Source organism: Delftia sp. GW456-R20, assembly GCF_001622915.1.
In the GTDB taxonomy this organism is placed as follows: Bacteria; Pseudomonadota; Gammaproteobacteria; order Burkholderiales; family Burkholderiaceae_C; genus Comamonas; species Comamonas acidovorans.
The window spans coordinates 3918618-3931721 of sequence record NZ_LWCN01000004.1; the positions used below are offsets into that span (position 1 = coordinate 3918618).

Sequence of the window (13104 nt, forward strand, 5' to 3'; positions counted from 1 at the left end):
AAGCGCGGCGGCCCGCAATCCGCGTTTTCTTAAGCAAGCCTTTGGCCGCGCTGAAGGCTGGGCCGGCGCGGCCTGTCCGCCCCTGCTTTCATTCCCGCGAAGTCCGCCCTTGTGATTGGCGAATGGCGCGGCCAGGCGTTTGCCGGCATCCTTGGTCCCGACTTCTTTCCAACGAACACTGAACGGGGACAACAGGCCATGGCGCAGAAAATGATGCAGGACAAGGTAGTGGTGGTGACGGGTGCCGGCGGCGGCATCGGGCGCGACATGGCGCTGGCCATGGCGGCCGAGGGCGCCAAGGTGGTGGTCAACGACATAGGCACCTCCACCACGGGCGAGGGCACGGACGCCGGCCCGGCCCAGAAGGTGGTCGATGAGATCAAGGCCGCAGGCGGCCAGGCCGTGGCCAACACCGACAGCGTGGCCGAGGCTGCCAGCGCGGGCCGCATCGTGCAGTGCGCCGTGGACAGCTTCGGCCGCATCGACGGCGTGGTCAACAACGCCGGCATCCTGCGCGACCGGTTCTTCCACAAGATGAGCCTGGACGAGTGGGACGCCGTCATCAAGGTCCACCTGTACGGCAGCTACTACATGAGCCGCGCGGCCGCCAACCATTTCAAGGAGCAGGAAAGCGGCGCCTTCGTGCACATGACCTCGACCTCGGGCCTGATCGGCAACCTGGGCCAGGCCAACTACAGCGCCGCCAAGCTGGGGCTGACGGCCCTGTCCAAGTCCATTGCGCTGGACATGCAGAAGTTCAACGTGCGCTCCAACTGCATCGCGCCGTTCGCCTGGAGCCGCATGATCGGCTCCATCCCCACCGACACGCCCGAGCAGCAGGCGCGCGTGGCCAAGATCCAGCAGATGACGCCCAACAAGATCGCCCCGCTGGCCGTCTACCTGCTGTCCGACGCGGCCCGCGACGTGAACGCCCAGGTCTTCGCCGTGCGCAACAACGAGATCTTCGTCATGAGCCAGCCGCGCCCGCTGCGCTCGGTGCACCGCAGCGAGGGCTGGTCGCCCCAGTTCATTGCCGAGCACGGCATGCCTGCGCTCAAGGCATCGTTCGTCCCCCTGGACCGCTCGGCAGATGTCTTCAGCTGGGACCCTGTCTAGAAAAGCACCCCCTGAGCGGCTGCGCCGCTTCCCCCTCTCTCGCTTCGCGGGAGGGGGACGGCGCCCTCGCCGCGAGGCGGCTCTTGCTCGGCGCCCCTGGGTTGGGGTGCGCCGGTTTTGAAGGCTGTTGGTATTGCGCCAGCGCAATCAATTACCGAGATGACCCGTTCCATGACCATTCGCTACGACCACCTGAAACAGCGCCCCTTCGAGCCCGTGCGCCAGCACTATGGCGAACGCGACACCATGCTCTATGCGTTGAGCCTGGGCCTGGGTAGCGATCCGCTGTCGGATGCGGCCCTGCCCTTTTTCTACGAAGGGGCGCCCGGCGGGCTGCGCGCCCTGCCCTCGCAGGCCGTGGTGCTGGGCTACCCGGGCTTCTGGGCGCGCGAGGCCGATACGGGCATCGATTGGGTGAAGCTGCTGCATGGCGAGCAGCGCATGCGGCTGCACCGCCCGCTGCCGGCCAGCGCCGACGTGGTGGGCCACAACCGCATCACGCATCTGACGGACAAGGGTGAGGGCAAGGGCGCCATCATGGTCACCGAGCGGCGCCTGGAGACCACTGGCGGCGAGCTGCTGGCCACCGTGCAGCAGGTCAGCTTTCTGCGCGGCGATGGCGGCTACAGCCTGCTGGACGGCGGCCAGCCCAGCGACGCGCCCCTGGCGCCGCTGCGCCCCACGCCGGAGGACCGCGCGCCCGACTTCACCGACACCCAGGCCATACGCCCCGAGGCCGCGCTGCTGTACCGCCTGATGGGCGACTACAACCCGCTGCATGCCGACCCGGCCGTGGCGCGCAAGGCCGGCTTCGAGCGTCCCATCCTGCATGGCCTGGCCAGCTACGGCCTGGTGGCCCATGCCGTGCTGCGCCAATGCGGCGACCGCAATCCCGCGCGCCTGAAGGCGCTGGATGTGCGCTTCACCGCGCCCGTCTATCCCGGGGAGACCCTGGTCACCGAGATCTGGCGCACGCCTGACCAGCCCTGCCAGCTGCAGTTGCGCGCCCGCGTGCTCGAACGTGACAAGGTCGTGCTGAGCCACGGCTACGCCGAACTCGCTTGAATGGATCACCCCCTGAGTCGCTGTGCGCCTTTCCCCTCTCTCGCTTCGCGGGAGGGGGACGACACCCTCGCTGCGGGGCGGCGCGGCCGGCCCAGGCCCTTGCTCGGTGTCCCTGGCTTGGGACATGCCGATTTGGACGCCTCGTCAAAGGTGCGCATAGGAGCAAGCAAGACATTCCAGCTTTTGATCTCAAAGAATCCAACCTCGGCACCATGACTACATCACCTGAAACCTCCCCCGTATTGACCTCCGTCCAGGACGGCATAGGCACGATCACGCTGAACCGGCCCGAGGCCCGCAACGCGCTCAACCAGGCCATGCGCCCGGCCCTGGCCGCCACCGTGGCGCAGATGCGCGATGACGGGCAGGTGCACACCGTCATCCTCACGGGCGCGGGCGGCGCCTTCTGCTCGGGCGGCGATATCAGCCAGATGATGGATGCCAGCCAGGCCGGCCTGCCCTGGCGCCAGCGCATGCGCAGCCTGCACCAGTGGTTCCCCGAGCTGGTCAACCTCGAAAAGCCCGTGATCGCCGCCGTGGACGGCCCGGCCTTCGGCGCGGGCCTGAGCCTGGCGCTGGCCGCCGACTTCGTGCTGTGCACGCGGCGCGCGAAGTTCTGCGCCGTGTTCGGCCGCATCGGCCTGGTGCCCGACCTGGGCGCCATGCACATGCTGCCGCGCATCGTGGGCCTGCAAAAGGCCAAGGAGCTGGTCTTCACCGCGCGCACCGTGCAGGCCGAGGAAGCCAGGTCGCTGGGCATGGTCTACGAGATCGTGGAGGACGGCGAGGCCCTGCAGGCCGCCGCCGTGGCACTGGCGCGGCGCTTCGGCGAGGCATCCACGGCCGCCATCGGCATGGCCAAGACGGCCATGAACCAGGCCTTCGAGCTGGACGCACGCGCCATGGCCGAGCTGGAAGCCTATGCCCAGACGATGTGCCGTGGCTCCGACTACCACCAGGAGGCGGTGCAGCGCTTCAAGGACAAGCAGCCCACGCGCTTCGACTGGGACCGCGCGCCATGAGCGTGCTGTCGCCGGACGCCCTGCAAGAAAGGCTGCAGGCCCTGATCCGCCCCGGCGACACCCTGTGGTGGGGCCAGGCCACGGCCGAGCCGCTGACGCTCACGCGCGCCGTGGTCGCGCAGCGCCATGCACTGGCCCGGCACGGTGGCCAGGGCCGGCTGCGCGTCTTCGTGGGCATGGGCGCATCGGACACGCTGCAACCTGCGCATGCCGACGCCATCGACTTCTTCGGCTACGCGGCCGGCGGCCCCCACCGCGCGCTGGCCCAGGCGGGCGTGCTGGACATCCTGCCCAGCCACTACTCCCACCTGCCCGGCCTGATCGACGAGGGCCTGCTGCCTGCCGACGTGGTGCTGCTCCAGGTCTCGCCACCCGATGCACAAGGCCGCTACAGCCTGGGCCTGGTCCATGAATACCTGCCGGCCGCCATACGCAAGGCGCGCGTGCTGATCGGCGAGGTCAACCCCGCCATTCCGTGGACGCACGGCAGCCTGCACCTGCAGGCCGGCGACTTCGCCCTGCTGGTCGATGCCGAACACCCTCCGCTGGACCAGGCGCGCAGCGCGCCCGGCCCTGCCGAGCAGGCCATTGCCGGCCATGTGGCCGCCCTCATCGAAGACGGCGCCACGCTGCAGGTGGGCGTGGGCAACCTGCCCGAGGCCGTGCTCGCCGCCTTGCACGGCCACCGCGACCTGGGCCTGCACAGCGGCGCCGTGGGCGACGGCATTGCAGCCCTGGCCGAAGCCGGCGTGCTGACCCACGCGCGCAAGAGCCAGGACCGCGGCGTGGGCATTGGCGGCATCCTCATGGGTGGCGAATCGCTCAGGCGCTGGGCCCACCGCAACCCCGCCCTGCAGCTGCGCGAGACGCGCTACACGCACGACCCCGAGGTGCTGGCGGCCAGCCACCGGCTGGCCGCCATCAATTCGGCGGTGGAAGTGGACCTCACGGGCCAGATCAATTCCGAAGTGGCGGGCGGCGTCTACGTGGGCGCCGTGGGTGGCGCCGTGGACTTTCTGCGCGGCGCGGCACGCAGCCGCGGCGGCCTGCCCATCATCGCCCTGCCCGCCACGGCCAGGGGTGCCACGCGCATCGTTGCGCGGCTGTCCGGCCCCGTCAGCACGCCGCGCAGCGATGCCGGCCTCATCGTCACCGAACACGGCGTGGCCGACCTGCGCGGCCAGACGCTGTCGCGCCGCGTGAAACGGCTGATCGACATCGCGGCACCGGAGCACCGCGCCGACCTGGAACAACAGGCACATACCCTGCTGCGCCAATGCGGCGCAGCCTTTTCCTGATCCACTGATTCCCAAGGAGACAACACCATGCGCAGAGCCGCCATCGTCACCCCCCTTCGCACGCCCGTGGGCACCTTCGGCGGCAGCCTGCGGCCGGTATCGGTCGAGGAGCTGGCCGCCACCACGGTGCGCGCCGTGGTCGAGAAAAGCGGCATCGACCCCGCACGCATCGACGACGTGGTCTTCGCCCAGTCCTACGCCAGCAGCGAGACGCCCTGCGTGGGCCGCTGGGCCGCGCTGCAGGCCGGCCTGCCGGTGACGGTGCCGGGCATGCAGCTGGACCGGCGCTGCGGCGGCGGCCTGCAGGCCGTGGCCACGGCGGCCATGATGGTGCAAAGCGGCGCCGCCGACGTGGTGATCGCGGGCGGCGTGGAGAGCATGAGCAACATCGAGTACTACAGCACCGACATGCGCTGGGGAGCGCGCTCGGGCAATGTGCGCTTCTACGACCGGCTGGACCGCGGCCGCGAGCGCTCCCAGCCCGTGGAGCGCTTCGGCAAGATCTCGGGAATGATCGAGACCGCCGAGAACCTGGCGCGCGACTACGGCATCAGCCGCGAGGCAGCCGACGCCTATGCCGTGCGCAGCCACCAGCGCGCCGCCGCCGCCTGGGAGGCGGGCCGCTTCGCCGACGAGATCGTCCCCGTCAAGGTGCCCCAGCGCAAGGGCGACCCCGTGCTGTTCACGCGCGACGAAGGCTTTCGCGCCGACGCCACCACCGACAGCATGGGCAAGCTGCGCGTGCTCATGCCCAATGGAACGGTCACGGCCGGCAACGCCAGCCAGCAGAACGACGCCAGCGCCGCCTGCCTGATCGTGGCCGAGGACCGGCTGGCCGAGCTGGGCCTCACCCCCATGGCCACCCTGGTGGGCTGGGCCGCCGCAGGCTGCGAGCCCTCGCACATGGGCATAGGCCCCGTGCCCGCCGTCAAGAAGCTGCTGGCGCGCCTGAACCTCACGCTGGACCAGATGGACCTGGTCGAACTCAACGAAGCCTTTGCCTGCCAGGTGCTGTCCGTGCTCAAGGGCTGGGAGTGGAACGACCAGGGCGCCATAGACCACAAGCTCAACGTCAACGGCTCCGGCATCTCCCTGGGCCACCCCATAGGCGCCACCGGCGTGCGCATCCTGGCCACCCTGCTGCACGAACTGGAGCGCCGCAAGGGCCGCTATGGGCTGGAGACCATGTGCATCGGCGGCGGCCAGGGGATTGCGGCGGTGTTCGAGCGGGTGTGAGCTTCCCGCCTCAATCCGCCCGCGCCCCCGACGCCTTCACGATCTCTTCCCACTTGCGGGCTTCGGCCTGGATGTAGCGCGCGAACTCGGCGGGCGTGGAGCCCACGGGCTCGGCGCCCAGGCGGCGGTATTGCGCGGCGATCTGGGGTTCGGCAAGCACGCGGCGGGACTCGGTCCACAGTTTCTGCACCACGTCCTGGGGCGTGTTCTTCGGCGCCCACAGGCCATACCAGGTGCTGGTGCGAAAGCCGGGCATGCCGGCCTCTTCCATGGTGGGCACATCGGGCAGGGAGGGTGAGCGACTGGCCGAGGTGACGGCCAGCGCACGCAGCCGGCCCGAGGCGATGAAGGGCATGGCCGAGGGCATGGAGTCGAACATGAGCTGGATCTGCCCGCCCATCAGGTCGGTCAGGGCCGGCGAGCTGCCCTTGTAGGGCACATGCTGCATCTGCGCGCCGGTCTTCAAGCGGAACAGCTCGCCCGACAGGTGCTGTGACGAGGCATTGCCGGCCGAGCCGAAGTTCACCTGCCCGGGATGGGCCTTGGCCCAGGCGATCAGCTCCTGCACATTGCGCACCGGAAGCTGGCTGCCCACGACCAGCACCAGCGGCACATCGACCAGTTGTGTGACCGGCTCGAAATCGCGGAAGGCATCGTAGGGCGCGCTGGAATAGACGTAGGGGTTGATGACGTGGATGGAGGCGTTGACCAGCAGCGTGTAGCCATCGGCCGGCGCCTTGGCCACCAGGGCCGCGCCGACCATGCCGCTGGCGCCGGCCTTGTTGTCCACGACCAGGGGCTGGCCCAGCGCCTCGCCCAGCCGCGTGGTGACCACGCGCCCGACCACGTCGGTAGGCCCGCCCGGTGGATAGGGCACGACGACGCGGATGGGCGCCTTGGGATAGCCCTGGGCCCCGGCGGATGGCTGCGCGCCTGCCGTTCTCCAGGCGGCCAGCGCCGCAGCGGCCCCCAGCAGGGTGCGGCGGGAAAGCGCGGGGCCTGTGCGTTGCGTTGTCATACCTTGTCTCCTTGAATGGCGAGTGCGAGCTTGCCGGTCACGTTGCGGCCGTGCAGCGCATCCAGCGCAGCCGGCAGTTCATGCATGGCGAAGACCTGGCGGACCTGTGGATGGATGCATCCCCGGGCCGCCCAGTCGAGCAGCGTGGCAATGACGGGCTGCAGCTGCGCCGCGAAGGCCTGGCGTTCGCCGGCCGGCGTCCAGCCGATGTAGCGGCCGTAGAAGAAGCCGTGCAGCGTGAGGTTCTTGACCAGGGCCAGGTTCATGGGCACGGCGGGAATGGCGCCGCTGGCAAAGCCCACGCTCAGCAGCTGCGCGTTCTGCGCAGCGGCGCGCAGCGCCTGCAGCAGCAGATCGCCGCCCACGGGGTCGAAGACGACGGAGGCGCCCCGGCCCTGCGTGGCCTGCTTGACCTGGGCGGCCAGGTCCTGCGGGGTGACTGCCTGGTGGGCCCCACGGCGCAGCGCATCGGCGCGCTTGGCCTCGGTGCTGGCGCAGGCGATGACCTGCACGCCGGGCGTCTGCAGGGCCACTTCCACCGCCGCGGCGCCCACGCCAGAGCCGGCGCCCAGCACCAGCACCACATCGCCTTCCTGCAGGCGCGCGCGCCAGTGCAGGGCCGTGTAGGCCGTGCCGTAGGACAGGGGAATGGGCAGGGCCTGCAGCCAGGGCATGCCCGCAGGCAGGCGGTAGACGGTGGATGCATGCACCACCGTTTCCTGCGCAAAGGCACCCCAGTCGGCAATGAAGGCCACGGCATCGCCGGGCTGCAGGTGCTGCACCGCGCTGCCGCATTCCAGCACGCGCCCCACGCCTTCGGTGCCGGGCACGAAGGGCAGCGGCGGGCGCCGCTGGTAGCGGCCCTCGATCAGCAGGCCCGTGGCGTGGCTGACGTTGGCGTAGGCCACGGCAATCCGCGCCTGGTGTGCGCCCAGGGGCTGGCCGGGCCGGTCCATGGACTGCAGGCTGACCACCTCGTGCGGCGCGCCGAATTGATGGCAGACCAGGGCCTGCATGGAGGTGTCCGGGGAGGTGTCCGGGGAGGTGTCCGGAGAGGAGGGTGTGAACGTGGATGTGGAAGCGCTCATGCCATGACCTCCTGCGCGCACTGGTGCACCACGCCGCTGGCCATCCATTGCTCCATCTCCTGCGGCGTGCAGCCGGCCTCGGCCAGGATCTGGCGCGTGTGCTCGCCCGTGCGCGGCGCGGCGCCAAGGGGTGCACCGGAGGCTGCTGCGTCTGCCGGCCAGGGTAATGCCGCATACAGCAGCGGCCCGAACCCGGGCTGCGCCAGCGTGGCGAACGATGCGCGGTGCACGGCCTGGGGGTGCGCCACCACATCGGCCAGCGTGCGCACGCCCGCATGCAGGGCGCCCTGTGCCGCCAGGCGCTGCTCCCAGTGGGCGCGCGGCTGCTGCGCCAGCAAGCCCTGCAGCCCGGCATGCAGGACATGGCGGTGGGCCATGCGGCCCGCATTGGAGGCAAAGCGCGCGTCCTGCAGCCAGTGCGGCAGGTCCAGCGCGCGGCACAGCCGCTCGAACTGGTCGTTGTTCAGTGCCAGCACGGTGATGAAGCCATCGGCCGTGGCGAACACGCCGTTGGGGGCGCTCACGCCTTCGGCGGGCAGGCCGCCGCGCAGCGTGTCTTCGGCCAGCACCGTGGATTGCAGGGCGCAGCAGACCTCGAACAGGTTCAGCTCCACATGGCGCCCGCGCCCGCTGCGCGCCTTGCCCAGCAGGGCCGCCGTGCAGGCCTGTGCGGCGTAGACACCGGCCGCGATGTCGGCCAGCAGCAGGCCCACGCGCTGGGGCTGGCCCTGCGCGTCGCGGTTGCTGGTCATCAAGCCCGTGTCCGCCTGCATGACGGAGTCGGTGGCGGGCCGGTCGGCATACGGCCCCGTGGGTCCGTAGCCGCTGATGGAGACGTACACCGGGTCCAGGCCGGCCGCGCGCAGGCTGTCGTAGTCCACGCCCATGCGCTGCACGACCTGGGGGCGGAAGTTCTGCACCACGATGTCGGCCTCGCGCGCCAGCCGCAGCAGCAGCGCGCGCCCCTGGGCCTGGCGCGCATCGACGGCAATGCTGCGCTTGCCCGCGTTGTAGGTGGCCGACAGGCTGCTGTGCCCGTTGCGCGAGATGCCCACGTGGCGCGCCCAGTCGCCTTCGGGCGGATCGACCTTGATCACCTCGGCCCCCTGGCGCGACAGCAGGTGGGTGCAGTAGGGGCCGGCCACGCCCTGGCTCAGATCGAGCACACGGTAGTGCGCCAGGGGCGCCGGCGGCGCGGTTTGCAAAGCTTCTTGGTTCACGGTCAGCGGCCTTTCGCCATGGTTTCCTCCATGCTAGGGAGGCAGGGCTGGCGCCACAATCCTCGCCAGCAGGCCAGGCCTGGTGACTCCCGATCAACAATGGCCGGCCCCGGCCCCGCAAAGAATGCCGAGATGGACCTGAACCTGTGCCGCGTCTTCATCGACATCGCCGAGGCCAAGAGCCTCACGCGGGCGGCCGAGCGCGGCGGCATGACGCGCTCCAACGTCTCGCGCCGGCTGCGTGCGCTGGAGACCGAGATGGGGACGCAGCTGCTGCGCCGCACCACGCGCAATGTGGAGCTCACCCAGGCCGGCCAGCTGCTGTACCGGCGCTGCCTGGCCATGATGGAGGAGCTGCAGCGCGCCCGCGATGCCATCCACCAGTTGCGCTCCACCGTGAGCGGCGAGGTGGGCGTGCGCGTGCCCACCGGCTTCGGGCATTTCTATCTCAAGCCCCTGATCCTGGGCTTTTGCCGCGAGCATCCCGACATCCGCCTGCGCCTGCTGATCAACGACCAGATGGCCGACCTCGTGGCCTCCAAGGTCGATCTGGCGGTGCAGATCACCTCCGCGCCGCTGGACGATCTGGTGGCCACGCGGCTGTGCGATGTGCGCTGGAACTTCGTGGCCACGCCCGCCTGCCTGCAGGCGCTGGAGCAGTCGCTGGGCCGGCCCCTGCGCGCGCCTGCCGACCTGCTGCAGGCCCGCCTCATCCTGCCGCTGGCCATGGGCGGCCGGCTGGCCTGGCTGGCCGGCAGCGGCGACGATGGCGTCGCCGCTGCCCTCGATGTGCTGCCCTCGCTGCAATCGGGCGACTACCGCCTGCTGTACGACGCCGTGCTGGACGGCCTGGGCCTGGCCCTGCTCCCGGACTACGTGACCTCGGCCGCGCTGGCCGGCGGCACCCTGGTGGCCGTGCTGGACCAAGTGGTGTTCTCCGGCCTGGGCAATGCCATGTACCTGGTGCGCATGCCCGACCGCCAGCCCACCATGGCGGCCCGCGCCTTCCAGCAGTTCCTGCGCGAGGCCATCGTCACCGCCGCGCCCAGCTGGCAGGCGGGCGCCGAGGAGGCGGGCGCGGACCTGTCTTCCTAGGACGTCCTAACAGCCGGCAAACCCCGGCTTAGGCAAAAGCAGATTCCCAAGAAGCGCCGGCGTGCGCACCATTGCCTGCATGTCCGGCGCAGACCGGGCGCGCCGCCGTGCAGGCCACGGCAGCGCTTCATTCATTTTTTGCAGGAGACATGCACATGCCCGCCCAACACCGCCGCAAGGCCCTGGCCACCCTGGCCCATGCCCCGCTTCTGGCGTCCCTGGTGACCGCCCTGGCCACCCTGAGCGCCCTGACCGCCCTCCCCGCCGCCGCGCAGGACGCGCAGCCCGTGCGCCTCATCGTGGGCTACTCGGCCGGTGGCCCCGTGGACCAGGGCGCCCGCCTGCTCAGCGTGGCGCTGACCAAGGAGCTGGGCGCCTCGGTGGTGGTGGAGAACAAGCCCGGCGCCAACGCCACCATGGCCGGCAGCGAGGTGGTGCGCGCCAGGCCCGACGGCCTCACGCTGTGGTTCGCGGCCAGCCCCACCATCACCATCAGCCCCAACGTGATGAGCAAGATGTCCTTCGACCCGGCCCGTGACCTCACGCCCGTGGCGCCCGTGCTCAGCTACTACAACGTGCTGGTGGTCAACAACAACGAGCCCTACAAGACCACGGCCGAGCTCGTGGCCTATGCCAAGGCCCATCCGCAAAAGCTCAACTACGGCTCGGCCGGCGTGGGCGGCTCCAACCACCTGGGCGCGCTGCTGTTCGCGCGGCGCAGCGGCATCGAGATGAACCACATCCCCTACAAGGGCAACGCACCGGCCATGACCGACGTGATCGGCGGCCAGCTGAGCATGATGCTGGACATCATCAGCACCGCCAGCACCTACATCCAGAGCGGCAAGGTGCGCGCCGTGGCCGTGACCTCGCCGCAGCGCAATGCCTCGCTGCCCGATGTGCCCACCTTTGCCGAGTCCGGCATCGAAGGCCTCAAGGGCTTCGACGTGGGCGGCTGGTATGGCGTCTACGGCCCCAAGGGCATGTCGCCCGAACTCGTGGCCCGCCTGAACAAGTCCATCAACGCCGCCCTGGCCCAGCCGGAGCTGCGCAAGCGCCTCAAGGAACTGGGCTACGAAGAGTGGACCGGCGCCCCCCAGAAACTGGCCGAGCGCGGTGCAAAAGAACGCGCGATGTGGGCCACCGTCACCCAAGGCATTGTGGTGGACTGAGGGATACGCGGAGCATGAATCAACGAATACACCATCTGCTGGACCGCTGGCTGGCCGAAGCGCCGCAGCGTCCCTTCATCCACCTGCCCGACGGCAGCAGCCTGAGCTTTGCCGACCTGGGCGCGCTGGCGGACACGGCCGAGGCCGAGCTGCACGCGCTGCAGGTGCGGCCCGGCGACCGCGTGCTGGTCGTGGCCGAGAACTGCCCCGAGCATGCGGCGCTGATCCTGGCCTGCAGCCGCGTGGGCGCCTGGTCCTGCGGCGTGAATGCGCGCATGGCGCCCGGCGAGATCGATGCCTTTGCGGCCAAGGCCGATGCGCGCGTGGTGTATTTCACCTCGGCCGCATCGGACAGCGCCAGCGGCCACGCGCGGCGCTTTGGCGCAGGCGACTCGGCCCTGGCCGGCATGCAGCACAGCCCCGTGCGCGCGCAGGCGGTGGCCGAATCCGGCGCGCTGCAGGACGAGGTGGCGGCGCTGATCTTCACCTCGGGCACCACGGGCACGCCCAAGGGCGTGATGGTGGGGCATGACGCGCTGACGCTGTTCGCTCGCGTCTCGGCCGCATCGCGCGGTCTGGGCCCCGGGGACCGCAGCTACGCCTTCGTGCCCATGACCCACATCTTCGGCCTGGGCACGGTGCTGCTGGCCTCGCTGCATGCGGGCGCGCAGATGGTGATGCGCCCGCAGTTCGACCCCGCCGATCTTCTGGATGCGCTGGCCCGCCACGGCATCTCCCAGCTGCAGGGGCCGCCCGCGCTGTACGCGCGCCTGCTGGCCTATCTGCAGGAGCAGGGCATTGCCCACCCGCAGGCGCCTGCGCTGCGCTATGTCTATACCGGCGCAGGCCCGCTGGACCTGACGCTGAAAAAGCGCGTGGAGGCCGCCTTCGGCCAGGCGCTGCACCATGGCTACGGCCTGTCGGAATACGCAGGGTCGGTCCACCTCACACGACAGGGCGAGCAGCGGCCCGACACCAGCGCGGGCTACGTGGTGGAAGGCGCGGAAGTGCGAGCCGTGGACCCGGCCACGGGCCGCAGCCTGCCGATGGGCGAGCGCGGCGAGCTGTGGATACGCGGGCGCGGCCTGATGCACGGCTACTTCCGCGATGACCAGGCCACGGCCGCCGTGATGCGCGAGGGCGGGTGGTACGCCAGCGGCGACCTGGGCGAGCTGCATGCCGACGGCGCGCTCTTCGTGGTGGGGCGGCTCAAGGAAATGATCATCCGCTCGGGCTTCAACGTCTATCCGGCCGAGGTGGAACTGGCGCTCAACGAGCTGCCCGGCGTGCAGCGCAGCGCCGTGGTCGGGCGGCCCGAGGGCGATGGCAACGAGGAGGTCATCGCCTTCGTCGAGCTGCAGCCCGGCGCCACGCTGGACAGCGCCGCAGCACGCTCCCACCTGCGCGAACGGCTGGCGCCCTACAAGCTGCCCGCCCGCATCGTGCCCCTGGCCGAGCTGCCCACCAGCCCCAACGGCAAGGTGCTCAAGCGCCTGCTGCAGGAACAGGCACTGCGCGTTTCCTGAGCCCGGGCCGCCCAGCAGTTGCGCCGGCACCGCTGCCGGTGCAACCTTTGCCTTGCCCTGCCCCTTCCCTGCCCCAAGCCCGGATGTGCGCACGCGCCACTGCCTTCCGGAACCGGCCTCTGCAGCATGGATGCAACACCCCTACATTGCGCATCCGCAGGCCTTGCACCCCATTCATCATGATGTAAAACTATGGCACTCAATGTTTCAATAGTTTTAACAAATTCATTATTTTTTCGCCTGCCTTG

General features: G+C 70.2%; 11 protein-coding genes. 8 read left to right on the top strand and 3 right to left on the bottom strand.

Annotated elements, in window-relative coordinates; all coding sequences use genetic code 11:
- Positions 1-198: 198 nt before the first annotated feature.
- The 5 genes from A4F85_RS22895 to A4F85_RS22915 all read left to right on the top strand — a co-directional run bounded on the left by A4F85_RS22895 (position 199) and on the right by A4F85_RS22915 (position 5737).
- On the top strand, positions 199-1116 hold the full coding sequence (locus A4F85_RS22895; RefSeq protein WP_016452187.1) for an SDR family NAD(P)-dependent oxidoreductase: 918 nt from the start codon (positions 199-201) through the stop codon (positions 1114-1116).
- 171 nt (positions 1117-1287) lie between these two features.
- Positions 1288-2181 carry a MaoC family dehydratase gene (locus A4F85_RS22900; RefSeq protein WP_063327781.1) on the top strand — a complete coding sequence of 298 codons (894 nt, stop codon included), beginning with the start codon at positions 1288-1290 and terminating at the stop codon, positions 2179-2181.
- Between the two features lie 212 nt (positions 2182-2393).
- On the top strand, positions 2394-3203 hold the full coding sequence (locus tag A4F85_RS22905; RefSeq protein WP_063327782.1) for an enoyl-CoA hydratase/isomerase family protein: 810 nt from the start codon (positions 2394-2396) through the stop codon (positions 3201-3203).
- The gene (locus A4F85_RS22910) at positions 3200-4501 is read left to right on the top strand and encodes an acetyl-CoA hydrolase/transferase family protein (protein WP_013800085.1); all 1302 of its coding nucleotides are present in this window, start codon (positions 3200-3202) and stop codon (positions 4499-4501) included. The genes A4F85_RS22905 and A4F85_RS22910 overlap by 4 nt, the downstream gene beginning before the upstream one ends.
- 27 nt (positions 4502-4528) lie before the next feature.
- Positions 4529-5737 (top strand): acetyl-CoA C-acetyltransferase, encoded by a 1209-nt coding sequence (locus A4F85_RS22915; protein ID WP_013800084.1) that lies wholly within the window; start codon positions 4529-4531, stop codon positions 5735-5737.
- A 10-nt stretch (positions 5738-5747) separates the two neighbouring features.
- Here A4F85_RS22915 and A4F85_RS22920 read toward each other — a convergent pair whose 3' ends face one another.
- The 3 genes from A4F85_RS22920 to A4F85_RS22930 all read right to left on the bottom strand — a co-directional run bounded on the left by A4F85_RS22920 (position 5748) and on the right by A4F85_RS22930 (position 9063).
- Positions 5748-6755 (bottom strand): Bug family tripartite tricarboxylate transporter substrate binding protein, encoded by a 1008-nt coding sequence (locus tag A4F85_RS22920; RefSeq protein ID WP_063327783.1) that lies wholly within the window; start codon positions 6753-6755, stop codon positions 5748-5750.
- Positions 6752-7771 carry an NADPH:quinone oxidoreductase family protein gene (locus A4F85_RS22925; RefSeq protein WP_063327784.1) on the bottom strand — a complete coding sequence of 340 codons (1020 nt, stop codon included), beginning with the start codon at positions 7769-7771 and terminating at the stop codon, positions 6752-6754. Before A4F85_RS22925 ends, A4F85_RS22920 begins: the two co-directional genes overlap by 4 nt.
- A 68-nt stretch (positions 7772-7839) precedes the next feature.
- Positions 7840-9063: a CaiB/BaiF CoA transferase family protein gene (locus tag A4F85_RS22930; RefSeq protein WP_197485506.1), complete on the bottom strand. Its 1224-nt coding sequence runs from the start codon at positions 9061-9063 to the stop codon at positions 7840-7842.
- 99 nt (positions 9064-9162) lie between these two features.
- Here A4F85_RS22930 and A4F85_RS22935 point away from each other — a divergent pair, with 99 nt between their 5' ends.
- The 3 genes from A4F85_RS22935 (at position 9163) to A4F85_RS22945 (ending at position 12856) form a co-directional block, all read left to right on the top strand.
- The gene (locus tag A4F85_RS22935) at positions 9163-10158 is read left to right on the top strand and encodes a LysR family transcriptional regulator (RefSeq protein WP_082848247.1); all 996 of its coding nucleotides are present in this window, start codon (positions 9163-9165) and stop codon (positions 10156-10158) included.
- A gap of 155 nt (positions 10159-10313) precedes the next feature.
- Complete coding sequence (locus A4F85_RS22940; protein ID WP_043823455.1) at positions 10314-11330, top strand: Bug family tripartite tricarboxylate transporter substrate binding protein; 1017 nt, start codon at positions 10314-10316, stop codon at positions 11328-11330.
- 14 nt (positions 11331-11344) lie between these two features.
- Positions 11345-12856: a class I adenylate-forming enzyme family protein gene (locus A4F85_RS22945; protein ID WP_063327786.1), complete on the top strand. Its 1512-nt coding sequence runs from the start codon at positions 11345-11347 to the stop codon at positions 12854-12856.
- Positions 12857-13104 lie beyond the last annotated feature (248 nt).